At 62.5% G+C, this 17,153-nt stretch carries 27 protein-coding genes; 13 read left to right on the forward strand and 14 right to left on the reverse strand.

What is annotated here, in order from left to right; translation table 11 throughout:
- The first annotated feature begins 511 nt into the window (after nt 1-511).
- The 13 genes from BLU62_RS34245 (at nt 512) to BLU62_RS32325 (ending at nt 8,803) form a co-directional block, all read left to right on the forward strand.
- Nucleotides 512-643 (forward strand): hypothetical protein, encoded by a 132-nt coding sequence (locus BLU62_RS34245; protein WP_280141510.1) that lies wholly within the window; start codon nt 512-514, stop codon nt 641-643.
- A 347-nt stretch (nt 644-990) separates the two neighbouring features.
- Nucleotides 991-2,298, forward strand: a complete 1,308-nt coding sequence (locus BLU62_RS02985; RefSeq protein WP_244278041.1) for a large terminase — start codon at nt 991-993, stop codon at nt 2,296-2,298.
- Nucleotides 2,299-2,310: 12 nt separating this feature from the next.
- Nucleotides 2,311-2,979, forward strand: coding sequence for a phage portal protein (locus BLU62_RS33550; protein ID WP_244278042.1), 669 nt, complete (start codon nt 2,311-2,313; stop codon nt 2,977-2,979).
- Nucleotides 2,880-3,668, forward strand: coding sequence for a hypothetical protein (locus BLU62_RS33555; RefSeq protein WP_244278043.1), 789 nt, complete (start codon nt 2,880-2,882; stop codon nt 3,666-3,668). Before BLU62_RS33550 ends, BLU62_RS33555 begins: the two co-directional genes overlap by 100 nt.
- A complete protein-coding gene (locus BLU62_RS02995; RefSeq protein WP_074847889.1) occupies nt 3,655-4,419 on the forward strand; it encodes a hypothetical protein in 765 nt (254 codons plus the stop codon). The genes BLU62_RS33555 and BLU62_RS02995 overlap by 14 nt, the downstream gene beginning before the upstream one ends.
- A gap of 167 nt (nt 4,420-4,586) precedes the next feature.
- The gene (locus BLU62_RS03000) at nt 4,587-5,075 is read left to right on the forward strand and encodes a hypothetical protein (RefSeq protein WP_074848278.1); all 489 of its coding nucleotides are present in this window, start codon (nt 4,587-4,589) and stop codon (nt 5,073-5,075) included.
- A gap of 9 nt (nt 5,076-5,084) precedes the next feature.
- Complete coding sequence (locus tag BLU62_RS03005; RefSeq protein WP_074848177.1) at nt 5,085-5,909, forward strand: phage major capsid protein; 825 nt, start codon at nt 5,085-5,087, stop codon at nt 5,907-5,909.
- Between the two features lie 46 nt (nt 5,910-5,955).
- Nucleotides 5,956-6,483, forward strand: coding sequence for a hypothetical protein (locus tag BLU62_RS03010; RefSeq protein WP_159441528.1), 528 nt, complete (start codon nt 5,956-5,958; stop codon nt 6,481-6,483).
- Nucleotides 6,467-6,829, forward strand: coding sequence for a hypothetical protein (locus BLU62_RS03015; RefSeq protein WP_074848204.1), 363 nt, complete (start codon nt 6,467-6,469; stop codon nt 6,827-6,829). The genes BLU62_RS03010 and BLU62_RS03015 overlap by 17 nt, the downstream gene beginning before the upstream one ends.
- A complete protein-coding gene (locus BLU62_RS03020) occupies nt 6,826-7,083 on the forward strand; it encodes a hypothetical protein (protein ID WP_074847893.1) in 258 nt (85 codons plus the stop codon). Before BLU62_RS03015 ends, BLU62_RS03020 begins: the two co-directional genes overlap by 4 nt.
- A gap of 3 nt (nt 7,084-7,086) precedes the next feature.
- Entirely contained in the window at nt 7,087-7,470 is a 384-nt protein-coding gene (locus BLU62_RS32320; RefSeq protein WP_139179903.1) for a hypothetical protein, read from the forward strand.
- 62 nt (nt 7,471-7,532) lie between these two features.
- On the forward strand, nt 7,533-8,126 hold the full coding sequence (locus tag BLU62_RS03025) for a hypothetical protein (protein WP_139179902.1): 594 nt from the start codon (nt 7,533-7,535) through the stop codon (nt 8,124-8,126).
- A gap of 299 nt (nt 8,127-8,425) precedes the next feature.
- Nucleotides 8,426-8,803: a hypothetical protein gene (locus tag BLU62_RS32325; RefSeq protein WP_139179966.1), complete on the forward strand. Its 378-nt coding sequence runs from the start codon at nt 8,426-8,428 to the stop codon at nt 8,801-8,803.
- 205 nt (nt 8,804-9,008) lie between these two features.
- Here the strand turns inward: BLU62_RS32325 and BLU62_RS03035 are convergent, their stop codons facing one another.
- From BLU62_RS03035 to BLU62_RS03085, 14 genes are all read right to left on the reverse strand, one after another.
- A complete protein-coding gene (locus tag BLU62_RS03035; protein ID WP_139179902.1) occupies nt 9,009-9,602 on the reverse strand; it encodes a hypothetical protein in 594 nt (197 codons plus the stop codon).
- A gap of 62 nt (nt 9,603-9,664) precedes the next feature.
- On the reverse strand, nt 9,665-10,048 hold the full coding sequence (locus tag BLU62_RS32330; RefSeq protein ID WP_139179903.1) for a hypothetical protein: 384 nt from the start codon (nt 10,046-10,048) through the stop codon (nt 9,665-9,667).
- 3 nt (nt 10,049-10,051) lie between these two features.
- Nucleotides 10,052-10,309 (reverse strand): hypothetical protein, encoded by a 258-nt coding sequence (locus BLU62_RS03040; RefSeq protein ID WP_074847893.1) that lies wholly within the window; start codon nt 10,307-10,309, stop codon nt 10,052-10,054.
- Entirely contained in the window at nt 10,306-10,668 is a 363-nt protein-coding gene (locus BLU62_RS03045) for a hypothetical protein (RefSeq protein ID WP_074848204.1), read from the reverse strand. The genes BLU62_RS03040 and BLU62_RS03045 overlap by 4 nt, the downstream gene beginning before the upstream one ends.
- On the reverse strand, nt 10,652-11,221 hold the full coding sequence (locus BLU62_RS03050) for a hypothetical protein (protein WP_139179952.1): 570 nt from the start codon (nt 11,219-11,221) through the stop codon (nt 10,652-10,654). Before BLU62_RS03050 ends, BLU62_RS03045 begins: the two co-directional genes overlap by 17 nt.
- A gap of 5 nt (nt 11,222-11,226) precedes the next feature.
- Nucleotides 11,227-12,051 (reverse strand): phage major capsid protein, encoded by an 825-nt coding sequence (locus BLU62_RS03055; RefSeq protein WP_074848177.1) that lies wholly within the window; start codon nt 12,049-12,051, stop codon nt 11,227-11,229.
- 9 nt (nt 12,052-12,060) lie between these two features.
- On the reverse strand, nt 12,061-12,642 hold the full coding sequence (locus BLU62_RS03060) for a hypothetical protein (RefSeq protein WP_074847885.1): 582 nt from the start codon (nt 12,640-12,642) through the stop codon (nt 12,061-12,063).
- Between the two features lie 75 nt (nt 12,643-12,717).
- Nucleotides 12,718-13,482 carry a hypothetical protein gene (locus tag BLU62_RS03065; protein WP_074847889.1) on the reverse strand — a complete coding sequence of 255 codons (765 nt, stop codon included), beginning with the start codon at nt 13,480-13,482 and terminating at the stop codon, nt 12,718-12,720.
- Nucleotides 13,469-14,827, reverse strand: a complete 1,359-nt coding sequence (locus tag BLU62_RS03070) for a phage portal protein (RefSeq protein WP_074848175.1) — start codon at nt 14,825-14,827, stop codon at nt 13,469-13,471. Before BLU62_RS03070 ends, BLU62_RS03065 begins: the two co-directional genes overlap by 14 nt.
- Nucleotides 14,828-14,839: 12 nt before the next feature.
- A complete protein-coding gene (locus BLU62_RS33560; protein ID WP_139179984.1) occupies nt 14,840-15,136 on the reverse strand; it encodes a hypothetical protein in 297 nt (98 codons plus the stop codon).
- A 5-nt stretch (nt 15,137-15,141) separates the two neighbouring features.
- A complete protein-coding gene (locus BLU62_RS33565; protein ID WP_244278044.1) occupies nt 15,142-15,342 on the reverse strand; it encodes a hypothetical protein in 201 nt (66 codons plus the stop codon).
- Nucleotides 15,315-16,253, reverse strand: a complete 939-nt coding sequence (locus tag BLU62_RS33570; RefSeq protein WP_244278045.1) for a hypothetical protein — start codon at nt 16,251-16,253, stop codon at nt 15,315-15,317. The genes BLU62_RS33565 and BLU62_RS33570 overlap by 28 nt, the downstream gene beginning before the upstream one ends.
- A gap of 240 nt (nt 16,254-16,493) precedes the next feature.
- Nucleotides 16,494-16,721, reverse strand: coding sequence for a hypothetical protein (locus tag BLU62_RS03080; RefSeq protein WP_074848280.1), 228 nt, complete (start codon nt 16,719-16,721; stop codon nt 16,494-16,496).
- On the reverse strand, nt 16,685-17,104 hold the full coding sequence (locus BLU62_RS03085) for a hypothetical protein (protein WP_139179967.1): 420 nt from the start codon (nt 17,102-17,104) through the stop codon (nt 16,685-16,687). The genes BLU62_RS03080 and BLU62_RS03085 overlap by 37 nt, the downstream gene beginning before the upstream one ends.
- Between the last annotated feature and the right edge of the window lie 49 nt (nt 17,105-17,153).

A 17,153-nucleotide genomic window follows, 5' to 3' on the forward strand; every position in this document is an offset into this window, starting at 1 on the left:
AGGGCCTCCGATCCCGAAATGGGAGGTAGTTCAATGCCTGGACCTGCTCCGAAGCACCCGTCTGTGCGTGCTCGCCGCAACAACCCGAAGAAGGACTTCCGGTCTCTGCGTCTGAGGGGCGTGAGGGCGCTACGCCTGAGTGGCCTCTGCTTCCGGATGTGAATGCGTCGGCGATGCTCGAGGTTGCTCGCGATCGTGTCGCGTCACTCCAGGTGGAGTTGGAGGTGAGGACGATGGTCGCGCGAAGGGCCGGCTGCGGCGCGATCTGAACAAGAATGAACTGCTGGTGGCCCAGTTGCAGTTGCAGATTGAGCAGGCCACTGATGCAGAGAAGGCGTTGTGGCGGATCTGTGGTCGACGCCTCAGGCGGTGATCTGGGAAGAGTCCCATACGCATCGTGAGGTTGCGCAATATGTGCGGTGGAAGGTTCGTGCCGAGCAGGGCGACCTGAAGGCTGCTGCGGAGGCGCGGCAGTTGTCTGACCGTCTCGGGTTTGAATCCGCTGGCGCTGATGCGTCTGCGGGCCGAGGTTGAGCATGTCGACGAGGTGGAGAACCGTGGCAAGCGCCGGCGGGAAACGTCGGTGCCGCAGCGGAAGAATCCTCCGAAGGATGATCCGCGCTCGAGTCTCTACGCCGTGTGACCCGTGCTGCTGGTCGTTCCGGGTCCAGACCCGGAACCCTGGCCAACCCTGGGGCCGCAGATATGCGATCTGATCGAGGATCGTGCGATCTATGGCCCGGGTTCGTTGCAGGGGGAGCCGTACGAGATTGACCCGGAGTTTCGGGCGTTCATCCATCGTGCTTTCGAGGTGTTCCCGAAAGGTCATCCTTGGGAGGGACGTCGTCGGTTCAAACGGGTTGGACTGTCAGTCCGCAAGGGGTTGGCGAAGACAGAGAAGCAGGCGCTCCTAGCGTTCTGTGAGCTTCATCCGGAGGGGCCGACCCGGTTTGACGGGTGGGATGCCTCGGGAATCCGGTGGGTAGGCCGGTGAACTCGCCGTACATTCCGATGTTGGCGGTGTCGGTGGAGCAGGTTGAGGAACTTGCTTACGGCGCTTTGAAGTACATCGTCGAAGAAGGCCCTGATGCGGACCTGTTCGATTCGACGTTGGATCGGATTGTGCGGCTGAATGATCACGGTCGTGCTGACGGCAAAGCGGTCGCATTGTCGAACAACCCAGGGTCTCGTGACGGCGCTCGTACGACGATGAACTGTTTCGATGAGCCGCACCGGCTGTATTTGCCGCGGCAGTTGAAGGCGCACCAGACGATGGATGCGAACCTGCCGAAACGTCCGCTGGATGATCCGTGGTCGTTGTATGTGGGGACTGCCGGTCAACCCGGTCAGGGTTCGGTGGCTGAAGAGATTCACATCGAGGCCACGCAGATCGCTGAAGGCAAAATTCAGCGTCCGGACTTGTTCTATCTGTATCGCACGGATGACGATCCCGAACGGGATCTGTCGGATAAGGACGAGCGGATTCGGGCGATCGCTGAGGCGACCGGCCCGATCGGCGAGTTCGGTCCGGGCCAGTTCGACGAGATCGCTTCGAAGTGGGATCGCCCTGGCGCCGATGGGCCGTATCTCGAGCGGGTGTGGTTGAACCGGTGGAAACGTCAGGGCGACCAGGCGTTTGACATGAAGAAGATCAAACCGGGTTTGTGCCGCTCAGGGGAGCGCATCCCTAAGGGCGGGTTCATCACTCTCGGTTTCGATGGCGCCCGGTTCCGTGACGCTACCGCGTTGGTGGCGACGAGCATCGACACCGGGTTGCAGGAGTTGCTGGGGTTGTGGGAACGCCCCGACGATGACGACCTAGAAGACGACGGTTGGGAAGTCAACGAAGCTGAGGTGACCGCCGCCGTCGAGGACGCCATGACCCGGTATGCGGTGTGGAAGATGTACGCCGACCCCCCACACTGGACCGAAACGGTCGGCTCGTGGGCTGCGAAATGGCCTGACCGGGTGGAGGAGTGGTGGACCGCCCGAGTGAAGCCGATGGCGTACACGCTGCGCGAGTATCGGGAAGCCATCGACTCGGGGTCGATCACATTCGGTGGCGAACACAGCCACGAGGACTTTGTCAGGCACCTCGGAAACGCGGGCCGCAAGGAACTGAAGATCGTGGACGACGAGGGGAAACCCTTGGATGTCCTCCAGAAGCAAGATGGTCGGGCTGACCTCAAGTTTGATGCCGCGATGGCGTCGGTGCTGTCGTGGAAAGCCTGTCTGGACGCACGCAAGTCAGGGGCTCGACCGCCAAGGCCGGTCGGAATGCCACGTCGCATCTACTGAGAGGGGTGGTGCATGATTCCGGTGACGCCGGCCGAATGGCTCCCCGTCCTCACAGCCCGTTTGGATGCTGCGCAGCCGCGAATCAGTCTGCTGCGTCGCTACGTTGACGGCGACGCCCCGCTCCCTGAGATGGGTAAGAATGTGCGGGCGTCGTGGCAGCGTTTTCAGCGGCAGTCGCGCGTCAACCTGGCGACGAAGATCTCGTCATCCTTGGCGGAGCGGCTGATCCCCAACGGTATTGATGTTGGCTCCAACACCGACAGTGATGTGGTGGCTGCGGCGCAAAGGATCTGGCGCGATAACCGCATCAAAGGTGTGGTCGCTAAGGAAGCCACCCATCACATGCTGAATTACGCCACCAGCTACATGACTGCATGGGTCGGGGACAATGGGCACGCCGTCATCACGGCGGACTCACCGGAAATGATGTACGCGGCGACTGACCCGTTGCAGCCGTGGAAGGCGCGCGCCGCGATCCGTTGGTGGCGTGACTCGGATGCGGAAACAGACTTTGCGATCGTGTGGTGTCAGATCGGCTGGCAGCTGTTCAGCCGTTCGGTGTGGGTAAACCCTGCGAGGTGGTGGAGCGGCGCATCCGCAACAACCGTGCCAGTTCGGATCAGTGGGATGCGGCGACAGAGTTCGTCATCACCGGCGAGGGGCCGCCGGTGGTGGTGTTGAACAACCCGCTCGGAATGGGTGAGTTCGAACCCCATCTCGACACCATCACCCGCATCAACGCGGGAATCCTCGAGCGTCGTGTGACATCAGCGATGCAGGCGTGGCGTCAGCGCGCCCTCACGGGAGGTCTGCCACAGAAGGACGCCGAAGGCAACGACATCGATTGGGCGTCGGTGTTCGAGCCGGCGCCTGGTGCGTTGTGGGACATCCCTGCTGGTATCGAGTTGTGGGAGTCCGATGCCACCGATATTAGGCCTCTTCTGGAGGGTGTGAAGGATGACTTGCGGGAGCTGTCGGAGATGTCGGCCACCCCGTTCCCCGCGCTGCTTCCGGGTTCTCAGAATCAGTCGGCTACCGGCTCTGCTGCGATGAAGGAAGCGTTGATCCTGAAGGCGCGTGACCGACTTGACGTGGTTGATACGGGCTTGTCGGCGATCATCTCGAAAGCTTTGCGTATCGAGGGGTTTGAGACCGAGGAGACGATCTCCTTGTCGTGGGAACCGCCGGATCACGTGTCGCTGTCGGAGAAGTATGACGCCGCGGTGAAGGCGAAGGGTGCGGGGGAGTCATGGAAGTCGATTGCCCGCAACATTCTTGGCTACTCGCCGGAGCAGATCGAGCAGGATGCCTTAGATCTGGCTGACGAGCAGCTGATGAGTTTCGTGGACAACGCGAATGCCCGAGTCTGATCGCCTTCTGATCGGCTACCAACAGGCCGTTGCGGACGTCCGCGCGCGGGTGATGAACTACGCCAACGCAATCTGGGGTGGGCTTCCCGCGTTCCGTGATGCTCAGGCAGAGAGGCTGATTGCCCGACTGGTGCCGATGGTGACGGCGGGACAACTTCAAGTCGCGAATCTGACGTCCAGTTATATTGCCCGTGCTGTATCAGGTGGAGTTCCGCTTCCAGTGGATCGAGACGGGGTTACCCGTGGCCGTGGGGTGGACCCCGAACTGTTGTACCGGAGGCCTTTTGAGCAGGTATGGGCCGACCTTTCCGAATCCGCACCGCTGGATGCGGCAGTCGCGGCCGGGGCCACACGGTTGATGCATCTGGTGGCGACGGACATGCAGATGGCGAAGGTACGGCAGGCCGACGCGTCCCTCCAGGCTGCTGGAGTCAAGGCGTACCGGCGGGTGCTGAACGGCCCCAAGAACTGTGCTCTCTGTGTCATCGCCTCTACTCAGCGCTATCACGTTGGTGACCTGTCGCCCATACACCCTGGATGTGACTGTTCGGTCGCTCCCGTGAAGTCGGATTGGAACGGCGACCGGGTGATCGATCCGGATCTACTCGAGGACACACACAAGCAGGTGCGGGAACTTACCGGCGCCGACAATCGCGCCGCCCACGACTACCAGAAACTTCTCCTGGTCCGCGACCACGGAGAGATCGGCCCCGTCCTCACATGGCGGGACCAGAACTTCAAAGCCGCCTAGAGCTTCCCTCGCACACCAGTGCGGGGATTTTGAGCGCCGCAACGGCGCACCATCCGACGAAACGTCAGGAGCAACATGCCCGAGGAAACTGCTGCCGCCGAAACGGTTGACCAGCAAGACGACCGACCGCCGAGGTTGAGACCACCGACAGTGAGCCCACGCTCAGTGTGGAGGATCTCATCGCTGAACGCGACAAGTGGAAGTCGCTGTCTCGCGAGAACGAGAAGGGCCGGAAGGCGAACGCCGACAAGGCCCGCAAGTACGACGAACTGCTGGCGCAGAAGGAACGCGACGAGCAGACCTGGCAGGAGCGGGCCGAAAAGGCCGAAGCTGCCCTCGCTGCAAACACGAAGCAGCGGGAACGCGACAACCTCGCCAAGAAGATCGTGGAAGGCACCGATGTGCCCGCGGATCTACTCGTCGGTGACACCGAGGAGGAGATGCGCGCCCATCTCGACCGCCTGCAATCGTTCCGCGGACCCAAGCAGACCGTACCGCCCGCTGCCCCGGCATCGGTGGTTGCCAATGCCGATGCGGCGCCGGCGAACAAGGTGCAGCAGCTCACTCAGGCAGACCTGAAGAACATGTCCCCAGCCCAGATTCGCGACGCTGACGCCAAAGGCCAGCTCGACGAACTCAAGGGCATCCGAAAGTAAGGAGCCATCATGGCCATCACCCATTTCATTCCCGAACTGTGGGCGGCGAACATCACCCAGGCGTGGGACGCCGAGAAGGTGTTCGCCGCTCTGCTCGACCGCCAGTACGAAGGCGTCGCGACAAAGGGCAACACCGTCCACATCCCCGGTGTCGTCGCACCCGCGATCAAGGACTACAAGGCCAACAACCGCACCACGTCGGCTGACGCCATCACCGACACCGGCGTCGACCTCCTGATCGACCAGGAGAAGAACTTCGACTTCAAGGTCGACGACATCGACGCCGCCCAGTCTGCGGGCAGCCTGGCCCCGTACACCGACGCCGCCGGAAAGGCGCTCGTCGATGACGCGGACAAGTTCATCGCCACCATGCTCGCCGCCGGAGCCACCAACCTGTCGGGCTCCGCTCCGGACACCGGGAACAAGGCATTCGACCTCGTCAAGGCTGCTCGTGTGGCCCTGAACAAGAAGAACGCCCCCGCCTCCGGCCGAGTTCTCGTGTGCAACGCCGACTTCGAAGGTCTGCTCCTCGGCGCGGATTCGAAGCTCACCAGCTTCGATGTGTCCGGCGACAACAACGGCCTCCGCAACGGCACCATCGGCTCCCTCCTCGGGTTCCGTGTGCTGTCGTCGAACAACCTGCCCAACAACTCCACCCCCGGCTTCGTGGCGTTCCACCCGGAGGCCGCGGCCTACGTGTCGCAGCTCGATAAGGTGGAGGCCCTGCGCGCCGACAACAGCTTCGCCGACCGGCTGCGCGGCCTGCACGTGTACGGCGGCAAGGTTGTCCGTCCGGACGGCGTCGTCAAGTTCGGAATGACTTCGGGTAGCTGATCCAGGTGTCTCTTCCTCCCTTGCTGTTCGTGACGACGTGATCGCCGTGGCGCAAAGGGACCTGACCGAACCTGAGCACGCGTCGGTGTATCAACTGTTGGATGCGGCATCGGACCAGTTCCGTGCCGCATCCCAACAGCAGTTCACCCCCGGCGAGTCGACGGTGCGGTTGAAGGTGAATGGTGGGCGGGTCCGTCTGGACCAGTTGCCAGTCACAGGGGTGACGTCTGTGACCGATGACGCGGGAAACTCTGTGGACTACACCCGAAATGGGATGTGGTTGACCGTCGGATGTGATTCTTCACGGTTCCTCACTGTCACATACTCGCATGGCGGAGAAGTGCCGCCGCGTGTGAAGAATGCGGTCGCCGAAATGGTGATCCGCGCTCTTGTGACGCCGGAGGAAGTGATGGCCGGAGCCCGGTCGCTGACCGACTCCGCAGGTCCGATCTCGCAGACCACTGCATGGTCGGTCCGAGCGCCGAACTCGGGTTTGCAGATGTCCGAGTCGGACCTGAAGTTGGCGGCATCGTTTCGCTGGCAGGGAGGGCAAGTCATTGTCCAGGCACCGTAGGGGAATACCCGCCGTCTTCGACGTAGAACACCTGCCGTTCAACGGAACCGGCGCCGACGACTACGGCAACGATGTCGAGTCCTGGGGCGAACCGGACCCGCGGAAGTTCGTGACGTTCATCGACCCACAAAGCGATGAACTAGATCTCCCGGGGCACATCCGGGACTCCGTTGACGTGGGAATCATCGTCCTCCCCGATTTCGGTCCGGTGTCACCACGTGACAGGGAAGTCATCGACGGAACTGTCTATGACGTTGTCGGCCAACCCAAGGACTACACCAGGATTCCGTCTCTCACGGGCGGCGGTTGCTACGTCGTAACTCTGAAGGTGGTGAAGTCGTCGTGAGAATCGAGTGGAATCAGAAGGCGTTCAAGGACGTCCGATACGGTCGGACGTCCGACATCATCAGCGAGCTCGAGGGTCATGCTGAGCGCATTGCTGACGATGCGAGCGCTATGGGCGAGGGCACGTACGCGGTGGGTTCACGGGCAGGCATGGCACGTCCCCAGGGCCGTTGGCGTGCCTCTGTCGTCACCGCCGACTACAAGGCGCAACGCGACAATGCCCGCAACAACACGATCCTCAGGGCTCTCGGATAACTGATGTCGACACCCACGCTGGCGGCGCTCTCCATCTGCCGAGCGGCGCTGCCTGGAGTGAAGTTCTCCACGACCGTCTCAGAAGACCCTGCCCGATTCGGGAGGGTTTCTCGTATCGGCGGCCCACGGGATCGCTCACTGGATCGCGCTCGCATCCTTGTCGAACTGTACGGCTCAACCCCCAAGGGCAGCCCGGACACGGCGTGGACTGAGCAATCGATCGGAACCATCGCGGACGGATTCCAGGCTGCATCCTCGGGCGGCCCATGGGCAGGCCTGTGGGTAACCGACTGGGTCATGAACAGCCTGGCCGACTATCCCAACCCGGACTATGAAAAGCATTCCCGGTTCCAGTTCACCGGGACACTCTTCGTGCTCCGAACCTAAAGTCTCCTAACTGAATAACCCTTTCGCGGCTCCTGGTCACCTCGCCTGAAAGGGGCAAAACAATGGCAGTCGAACACTCTTACGTGGCGCAGTCGCTCGACGGCGGCGTCTACTGGCGGGCACCTCTGGGTACCACGCTTCCCACCGCTCCGGTCGAGTCGCCGGAAGACCTGAACGCCGCGTTCGAGGACCACGGAACCGCGGCGGTCGACGGCCTGTCGGTCGGCATCACCCGCACCTCGAACACCGTCAAGGACTTCGACGGTGGCGACTACGTCGATGTGCAGACCGAGTACGGCACCAGCTTCAAGATCAAGCTGCTCGACGTCGACCTGCCGTCGGTGAAGCGGACCGTCGCAGGTGACGACAACGTCACCCTCATCCCCGCTGCCGGCGGCAAGGGGCAGCGCTACCACGTCCGCCACAACTCGTCGCAGCTTCCGCTGTCGGCCCACGTGTTCGCCACGAAGTGCGGCAAGAAGTTCAAGACGTACGTCGTGGAGAAGGGCCGCGTCTCGGAGATCGCGGAGTGGAAGGACGAGTCGCAGGACGCGTCGGGCGTGGAGTTGACGATCCGAGCGTTCCGCAACTCCAACGGCGACTACGTCGACGAGTTCGGCGACGTGGACGGCATCGCCGCCACTTCGGGTAGCTGACCCGTCTTGCCCGGGGAGGTATCTAGCCTCCCCGGGCACACAATCTCGGCCTGGCGAAGGGGTGTCATGTTGTCCCTGACCAGGAGCCGCGTCCTTTTGCCAGGCCGGGGCTGCTCCTGGTTGAAGTTCTATCCCAATGTTGAAAGGTTCCTGGTCAAACCATGTCTGTTCCCGAAGGCTACGCAGTAGCCCCCTCGTCCGACGATCACCTGTTGAAGTTCGCCGTCCCCATCCCCGGGCGCGATCCGCCGCGCGGTGACTGCCGGTCGTCCGGATGGCCCCGCCGCGCAGGAGTCGCGATGGCGAACACCCCGCGCGAGAAGATGCAAGAGCACGTCGACGCAGAGACCTGCGAGGTCACCTCGGGCACCTACGTTCGGGGAAGCGGATGTGAAGATCGCCGACATGGGCGAACGAGCGCTCGAGACACTCGGAGAGGAGACTTCCTTCTCCTCGAAACCCTTCAGGGTTTCCTCTGCGTCGACCGGGCGCGGCAGCGTCTTCTCCGCGCTGTTGAGGCTGTTCGCCCATTCGGCGATCTTCACATCCGCTTCCCCGAACGGGGTGATCCAGTCCTGGTACTTCTTGATCTCGCGGGGTCCATCCACTTGCGCGGCGGCATCGACACCAGTACCGGATCGCGCCCGGGGATGGGGACGGCGAACTTCAACAGGTGATCGTCGGACGAGGGGGCTACTGCGTAGCCTTCGGGAACAGACATGGTTTGACCAGGAACCTTTCAACATTGGGATAGAACTTCAACCAGGAGCAGCCCCGGCCTGGCAAAAGGACGCGGCTCCTGGTCAGGGACAACATGACACCCCTTCGCCAGGCCGAGATTGTGTGCCCGGGGAGGCTAGATACCTCCCCGGGCAAGACGGGTCAGCTACCCGAAGTGGCGGCGATGCCGTCCACGTCGCCGAACTCGTCGACGTAGTCGCCGTTGGAGTTGCGGAACGCTCGGATCGTCAACTCCACGCCCGACGCGTCCTGCGACTCGTCCTTCCACTCCGCGATCTCCGAGACGCGGCCCTTCTCCACGACGTACGTCTTGAACTTCTTGCCGCACTTCGTGGCGAACACGTGGGCCGACAGCGGAAGCTGCGACGAGTTGTGGCGGACGTGGTAGCGCTGCCCCTTGCCGCCGGCAGCGGGGATGAGGGTGACGTTGTCGTCACCTGCGACGGTCCGCTTCACCGACGGCAGGTCGACGTCGAGCAGCTTGATCTTGAAGCTGGTGCCGTACTCGGTCTGCACATCGACGTAGTCGCCACCGTCGAAGTCCTTGACGGTGTTCGAGGTGCGGGTGATGCCGACCGACAGGCCGTCGACCGCCGCGGTTCCGTGGTCCTCGAACGCGGCGTTCAGGTCTTCCGGCGACTCGACCGGAGCGGTGGGAAGCGTGGTACCCAGAGGTGCCCGCCAGTAGACGCCGCCGTCGAGCGACTGCGCCACGTAAGAGTGTTCGACTGCCATTGTTTTGCCCCTTTCAGGCGAGGTGACCAGGAGCCGCGAAAGGGTTATTCAGTTAGGAGACTTTAGGTTCGGAGCACGAAGAGTGTCCCGGTGAACTGGAACCGGGAATGCTTTTCATAGTCCGGGTTGGGATAGTCGGCCAGGCTGTTCATGACCCAGTCGGTTACCCACAGGCCTGCCCATGGGCCGCCCGAGGATGCAGCCTGGAATCCGTCCGCGATGGTTCCGATCGATTGCTCAGTCCACGCCGTGTCCGGGCTGCCCTTGGGGGTTGAGCCGTACAGTTCGACAAGGATGCGAGCGCGATCCAGTGAGCGATCCCGTGGGCCGCCGATACGAGAAACCCTCCCGAATCGGGCAGGGTCTTCTGAGACGGTCGTGGAGAACTTCACTCCAGGCAGCGCCGCTCGGCAGATGGAGAGCGCCGCCAGCGTGGGTGTCGACATCAGTTATCCGAGAGCCCTGAGGATCGTGTTGTTGCGGGCATTGTCGCGTTGCGCCTTGTAGTCGGCGGTGACGACAGAGGCACGCCAACGGCCCTGGGGACGTGCCATGCCTGCCCGTGAACCCACCGCGTACGTGCCCTCGCCCATAGCGCTCGCATCGTCAGCAATGCGCTCAGCATGACCCTCGAGCTCGCTGATGATGTCGGACGTCCGACCGTATCGGACGTCCTTGAACGCCTTCTGATTCCACTCGATTCTCACGACGACTTCACCACCTTCAGAGTTACGACGTAGCAACCGCCGCCCGTGAGAGACGGAATCCTGGTGTAGTCCTTGGGTTGGCCGACAACGTCATAGACAGTTCCGTCGATGACTTCCCTGTCACGTGGTGACACCGGACCGAAATCGGGGAGGACGATGATTCCCACGTCAACGGAGTCCCGGATGTGCCCCGGGAGATCTAGTTCATCGCTTTGTGGGTCGATGAACGTCACGAACTTCCGCGGGTCCGGTTCGCCCCAGGACTCGACATCGTTGCCGTAGTCGTCGGCGCCGGTTCCGTTGAACGGCAGGTGTTCTACGTCGAAGACGGCGGGTATTCCCCTACGGTGCCTGGACAATGACTTGCCCTCCCTGCCAGCGAAACGATGCCGCCAACTTCAGGTCCGACTCGGACATCTGCAAACCCGAGTTCGGCGCTCGGACCGACCATGCAGTGGTCTGCGAGATCGGACCTGCGGAGTCGGTCAGCGACCGGGCTCCGGCCATCACTTCCTCCGGCGTCACAAGAGCGCGGATCACCATTTCGGCGACCGCATTCTTCACACGCGGCGGCACTTCTCCGCCATGCGAGTATGTGACAGTGAGGAACCGTGAAGAATCACATCCGACGGTCAACCACATCCCATTTCGGGTGTAGTCCACAGAGTTTCCCGCGTCATCGGTCACAGACGTCACCCCTGTGACTGGCAACTGGTCCAGACGGACCCGCCCACCATTCACCTTCAACCGCACCGTCGACTCGCCGGGGGTGAACTGCTGTTGGGATGCGGCACGGAACTGGTCCGATGCCGCATCCAACAGTTGATACACCGACGCGTGCTCAGGTTCGGTCAGGTCCCTTTGCGCCACGGCGATCACGTCGTCACGAACAGCAAGGGGAGGAAGAGACACCTGGATCAGCTACCCGAAGTCATTCCGAACTTGACGACGCCGTCCGGACGGACAACCTTGCCGCCGTACACGTGCAGGCCGCGCAGCCGGTCGGCGAAGCTGTTGTCGGCGCGCAGGGCCTCCACCTTATCGAGCTGCGACACGTAGGCCGCGGCCTCCGGGTGGAACGCCACGAAGCCGGGGGTGGAGTTGTTGGGCAGGTTGTTCGACGACAGCACACGGAACCCGAGGAGGGAGCCGATGGTGCCGTTGCGGAGGCCGTTGTTGTCGCCGGACACATCGAAGCTGGTGAGCTTCGAATCCGCGCCGAGGAGCAGACCTTCGAAGTCGGCGTTGCACACGAGAACTCGGCCGGAGGCGGGGGCGTTCTTCTTGTTCAGGGCCACACGAGCAGCCTTGACGAGGTCGAATGCCTTGTTCCCGGTGTCCGGAGCGGAGCCCGACAGGTTGGTGGCTCCGGCGGCGAGCATGGTGGCGATGAACTTGTCCGCGTCATCGACGAGCGCCTTTCCGGCGGCGTCGGTGTACGGGGCCAGGCTGCCCGCAGACTGGGCGGCGTCGATGTCGTCGACCTTGAAGTCGAAGTTCTTCTCCTGGTCGATCAGGAGGTCGACGCCGGTGTCGGTGATGGCGTCAGCCGACGTGGTGCGGTTGTTGGCCTTGTAGTCCTTGATCGCGGGTGCGACGACACCGGGGATGTGGACGGTGTTGCCCTTTGTCGCGACGCCTTCGTACTGGCGGTCGAGCAGAGCGGCGAACACCTTCTCGGCGTCCCACGCCTGGGTGATGTTCGCCGCCCACAGTTCGGGAATGAAATGGGTGATGGCCATGATGGCTCCTTACTTTCGGATGCCCTTGAGTTCGTCGAGCTGGCCTTTGGCGTCAGCGTCGCGAATCTGGGCTGGGGACATGTTCTTCAGGTCTGCCTGAGTGAGCTGCTGCACCTTGTTCGCCGGCGCCGCATCGGCATTGGCAACCACCGATGCCGGGGCAGCGGGCGGTACGGTCTGCTTGGGTCCGCGGAACGATTGCAGGCGGTCGAGATGGGCGCGCATCTCCTCCTCGGTGTCACCGACGAGTAGATCCGCGGGCACATCGGTGCCTTCCACGATCTTCTTGGCGAGGTTGTCGCGTTCCCGCTGCTTCGTGTTTGCAGCGAGGGCAGCTTCGGCCTTTTCGGCCCGCTCCTGCCAGGTCTGCTCGTCGCGTTCCTTCTGCGCCAGCAGTTCGTCGTACTTGCGGGCCTTGTCGGCGTTCGCCTTCCGGCCCTTCTCGTTCTCGCGAGACAGCGACTTCCACTTGTCGCGTTCAGCGATGAGATCCTCCACACTGAGCGTGGGCTCACTGTCGGTGGTCTCAACCTCGGCGGTCGGGTCGTCTTGCTGGTCAACCGTTTCGGCGGCAGCAGTTTCCTCGGGCATGTTGCTCCTGACGTTTCGTCGGATGGTGCGCCGTTGCGGCGCTCAAAATCCCCGCACTGGTGTGCGAGGGAAGCTCTAGGCGGCTTTGAAGTTCTGGTCCCGCCATGTGAGGACGGGGCCGATCTCTCCGTGGTCGCGGACCAGGAGAAGTTTCTGGTAGTCGTGGGCGGCGCGATTGTCGGCGCCGGTAAGTTCCCGCACCTGCTTGTGTGTGTCCTCGAGTAGATCCGGATCGATCACCCGGTCGCCGTTCCAATCCGACTTCACGGGAGCGACCGAACAGTCACATCCAGGGTGTATGGGCGACAGGTCACCAACGTGATAGCGCTGAGTAGAGGCGATGACACAGAGAGCACAGTTCTTGGGGCCGTTCAGCACCCGCCGGTACGCCTTGACTCCAGCAGCCTGGAGGGACGCGTCGGCCTGCCGTACCTTCGCCATCTGCATGTCCGTCGCCACCAGATGCATCAACCGTGTGGCCCCGGCCGCGACTGCCGCATCCAGCGGTGCGGATTCGGAAAGGTCGGCCCATACCTGCTCAAAAGGCCTCCGGTACAACAGTTCGGGGTCCACCCCACGGCCACGGGTAACCCCGTCTCGATCCACTGGAAGCGGAACTCCACCTGATACAGCACGGGCAATATAACTGGACGTCAGATTCGCGACTTGAAGTTGTCCCGCCGTCACCATCGGCACCAGTCGGGCAATCAGCCTCTCTGCCTGAGCATCACGGAACGCGGGAAGCCCACCCCAGATTGCGTTGGCGTAGTTCATCACCCGCGCGCGGACGTCCGCAACGGCCTGTTGGTAGCCGATCAGAAGGCGATCAGACTCGGGCATTCGCGTTGTCCACGAAACTCATCAGCTGCTCGTCAGCCAGATCTAAGGCATCCTGCTCGATCTGCTCCGGCGAGTAGCCAAGAATGTTGCGGGCAATCGACTTCCATGACTCCCCCGCACCCTTCGCCTTCACCGCGGCGTCATACTTCTCCGACAGCGACACGTGATCCGGCGGTTCCCACGACAAGGAGATCGTCTCCTCGGTCTCAAACCCCTCGATACGCAAAGCTTTCGAGATGATCGCCGACAAGCCCGTATCAACCACGTCAAGTCGGTCACGCGCCTTCAGGATCAACGCTTCCTTCATCGCAGCAGAGCCGGTAGCCGACTGATTCTGAGAACCCGGAAGCAGCGCGGGGAACGGGGTGGCCGACATCTCCGACAGCTCCCGCAAGTCATCCTTCACACCCTCCAGAAGAGGCCTAATATCGGTGGCATCGGACTCCCACAACTCGATACCAGCAGGGATGTCCCACAACGCACCAGGCGCCGGCTCGAACACCGACGCCCAATCGATGTCGTTGCCTTCGGCGTCCTTCTGTGGCAGACCTCCCGTGAGGGCGCGCTGACGCCACGCCTGCATCGCTGATGTCACACGACGCTCGAGGATTCCCGCGTTGATGCGGGTGATGGTGTCGAGATGGGGTTCGAACTCACCCATTCCGAGCGGGTTGTTCAACACCACCACCGGCGGCCCCTCGCCGGTGATGACGAACTCTGTCGCCGCATCCCACTGATCCGAACTGGCACGGTTGTTGCGGATGCGCCGCTCCACCACCTCGGCAGGGTTTACCCACACCGAACGGCTGAACAGCTGCCAGCCGATCTGACACCACACGATCGCAAAGTCTGTTTCCGCATCCGAGTCACGCCACCAACGGATCGCGGCGCGCGCCTTCCACGGCTGCAACGGGTCAGTCGCCGCGTACATCATTTCCGGTGAGTCCGCCGTGATGACGGCGTGCCCATTGTCCCCGACCCATGCAGTCATGTAGCTGGTGGCGTAATTCAGCATGTGATGGGTGGCTTCCTTAGCGACCACACCTTTGATGCGGTTATCGCGCCAGATCCTTTGCGCCGCAGCCACCACATCACTGTCGGTGTTGGAGCCAACATCAATACCGTTGGGGATCAGCCGCTCCGCCAAGGATGACGAGATCTTCGTCGCCAGGTTGACGCGCGACTGCCGCTGAAAACGCTGCCACGACGCCCGCACATTCTTACCCATCTCAGGGAGCGGGGCGTCGCCGTCAACGTAGCGACGCAGCAGACTGATTCGCGGCTGCGCAGCATCCAAACGGGCTGTGAGGACGGGGAGCCATTCGGCCGGCGTCACCGGAATCATGCACCACCCCTCTCAGTAGATGCGACGTGGCATTCCGACCGGCCTTGGCGGTCGAGCCCCTGACTTGCGTGCGTCCAGACAGGCTTTCCACGACAGCACCGACGCCATCGCGGCATCAAACTTGAGGTCAGCCCGACCATCTTGCTTCTGGAGGACATCCAAGGGTTTCCCCTCGTCGTCCACGATCTTCAGTTCCTTGCGGCCCGCGTTTCCGAGGTGCCTGACAAAGTCCTCGTGGCTGTGTTCGCCACCGAATGTGATCGACCCCGAGTCGATGGCTTCCCGATACTCGCGCAGCGTGTACGCCATCGGCTTCACTCGGGCGGTCCACCACTCCTCCACCCGGTCAGGCCATTTCGCAGCCCACGAGCCGACCGTTTCGGTCCAGTGTGGGGGTCGGCGTACATCTTCCACACCGCATACCGGGTCATGGCGTCCTCGACGGCGGCGGTCACCTCAGCTTCGTTGACTTCCCAACCGTCGTCTTCTAGGTCGTCATCGTCGGGGCGTTCCACAACCCCAGCAACTCCTGCAACCCGGTGTCGATGCTCGTCGCCACCAACGCGGTAGCGTCACGGAACCGGGCGCCATCGAAACCGAGAGTGATGAACCCGCCCTTAGGGATGCGCTCCCCTGAGCGGCACAAACCCGGTTTGATCTTCTTCATGTCAAACGCCTGGTCGCCCTGACGTTTCCACCGGTTCAACCACACCCGCTCGAGATACGGCCCATCGGCGCCAGGGCGATCCCACTTCGAAGCGATCTCGTCGAACTGGCCCGGACCGAACTCGCCGATCGGGCCGGTCGCCTCAGCGATCGCCCGAATCCGCTCGTCCTTATCCGACAGATCCCGTTCGGGATCGTCATCCGTGCGATACAGATAGAACAAGTCCGGACGCTGAATTTTGCCTTCAGCGATCTGCGTGGCCTCGATGTGAATCTCTTCAGCCACCGAACCCTGACCGGGTTGACCGGCAGTCCCCACATACAACGACCACGGATCATCCAGCGGACGTTTCGGCAGGTTCGCATCCATCGTCTGGTGCGCCTTCAACTGCCGCGGCAAATACAGCCGGTGCGGCTCATCGAAACAGTTCATCGTCGTACGAGCGCCGTCACGAGACCCTGGGTTGTTCGACAATGCGACCGCTTTGCCGTCAGCACGACCGTGATCATTCAGCCGCACAATCCGATCCAACGTCGAATCGAACAGGTCCGCATCAGGGCCTTCTTCGACGATGTACTTCAAAGCGCCGTAAGCAAGTTCCTCAACCTGCTCCACCGACACCGCCAACATCGGAATGTACGGCGAGTTCACCGGCCTACCCACCGGATTCCCCGAGGCATCCCACCCGTCAAACCGGGTCGGCCCCTCCGGATGAAGCTCACAGAACGCTAGGAGCGCCTGCTTCTCTGTCTTCGCCAACCCCTTGCGGACTGACAGTCCAACCCGTTTGAACCGACGACGTCCCTCCCAAGGATGACCTTTCGGGAACACCTCGAAAGCACGATGGATGAACGCCCGAAACTCCGGGTCAATCTCGTACGGCTCCCCCTGCAACGAACCCGGGCCATAGATCGCACGATCCTCGATCAGATCGCATATCTGCGGCCCCAGGGTTGGCCAGGGTTCCGGGTCTGGACCCGGAACGACCAGCAGCACGGGTCACACGGCGTAGAGACTCGAGCGCGGATCATCCTTCGGAGGATTCTTCCGCTGCGGCACCGACGTTTCCCGCCGGCGCTTGCCACGGTTCTCCACCTCGTCGACATGCTCAACCTCGGCCCGCAGACGCATCAGCGCCAGCGGATTCAACCCGAGACGGTCAGACAACTGCCGCGCCTCCGCAGCAGCCTTCAGGTCGCCCTGCTCGGCACGAACCTTCCACCGCACATATTGCGCAACCTCACGATGCGTATGGACTCTTCCCAGATCACCGCCTGAGGCGTCGACCACAGATCCGCCCACAACGCCTTCTCTGCATCAGTGGCCTGCTCAATCTGCAACTGCAACTGGGCCACCAGCAGTTCATTCTTGTTCAGATCGCGCCGCAGCCGGCCCTTCGCGCGACCATCGTCCTCACCCTCCAACTCCACCTGGAGTGACGCGACACGATCGCGAGCAACCTCGAGCATCGCCGACGCATTCACATCCGGAAGCAGAGGCCACTCAGGCGTAGCGCCCTCACGCCCCTCAGACGGCAGAGACCGGAAGTCCTTCTTCGGGTTGTTGCGGCGAGCACGCACAGACGGGTGCTTCGGAGCAGGTCCAGGCATTGAACTACCTCCCATTTCGGGATCGGAGGCCCTAACCATTTCGGCAGGG

The organism is Gordonia westfalica (genome assembly GCF_900105725.1).
Lineage (GTDB): Bacteria > Actinomycetota > Actinomycetes > Mycobacteriales > Mycobacteriaceae > Gordonia > Gordonia westfalica.

Coding starts and splice junctions, on each gene's coding strand:
- BLU62_RS32330 (WP_139179903.1), bottom strand. CDS start 10,048: ATGTCGACACCCACGCTGGCGGCGCTCTCCATCTGCCGAGCGGCGCTG.
- BLU62_RS03085 (WP_139179967.1), bottom strand. CDS start 17,104: ATGCCTGGACCTGCTCCGAAGCACCCGTCTGTGCGTGCTCGCCGCAAC.
- BLU62_RS02995 (WP_074847889.1), top strand. CDS start 3,655: ATGCCCGAGTCTGATCGCCTTCTGATCGGCTACCAACAGGCCGTTGCG.
- BLU62_RS03070 (WP_074848175.1), bottom strand. CDS start 14,827: ATGATTCCGGTGACGCCGGCCGAATGGCTCCCCGTCCTCACAGCCCGT.
- BLU62_RS03005 (WP_074848177.1), top strand. CDS start 5,085: ATGGCCATCACCCATTTCATTCCCGAACTGTGGGCGGCGAACATCACC.
- BLU62_RS03060 (WP_074847885.1), bottom strand. CDS start 12,642: ATGCCCGAGGAAACTGCTGCCGCCGAAACGGTTGACCAGCAAGACGAC.
- BLU62_RS03065 (WP_074847889.1), bottom strand. CDS start 13,482: ATGCCCGAGTCTGATCGCCTTCTGATCGGCTACCAACAGGCCGTTGCG.
- BLU62_RS33560 (WP_139179984.1), bottom strand. CDS start 15,136: ATGGCGTACACGCTGCGCGAGTATCGGGAAGCCATCGACTCGGGGTCG.
- BLU62_RS32325 (WP_139179966.1), top strand. CDS start 8,426: ATGGCGAACACCCCGCGCGAGAAGATGCAAGAGCACGTCGACGCAGAG.
- BLU62_RS34245 (WP_280141510.1), top strand. CDS start 512: ATGCGTCTGCGGGCCGAGGTTGAGCATGTCGACGAGGTGGAGAACCGT.
- BLU62_RS32320 (WP_139179903.1), top strand. CDS start 7,087: ATGTCGACACCCACGCTGGCGGCGCTCTCCATCTGCCGAGCGGCGCTG.
- BLU62_RS03055 (WP_074848177.1), bottom strand. CDS start 12,051: ATGGCCATCACCCATTTCATTCCCGAACTGTGGGCGGCGAACATCACC.
- BLU62_RS33550 (WP_244278042.1), top strand. CDS start 2,311: ATGATTCCGGTGACGCCGGCCGAATGGCTCCCCGTCCTCACAGCCCGT.
- BLU62_RS03025 (WP_139179902.1), top strand. CDS start 7,533: ATGGCAGTCGAACACTCTTACGTGGCGCAGTCGCTCGACGGCGGCGTC.
- BLU62_RS03035 (WP_139179902.1), bottom strand. CDS start 9,602: ATGGCAGTCGAACACTCTTACGTGGCGCAGTCGCTCGACGGCGGCGTC.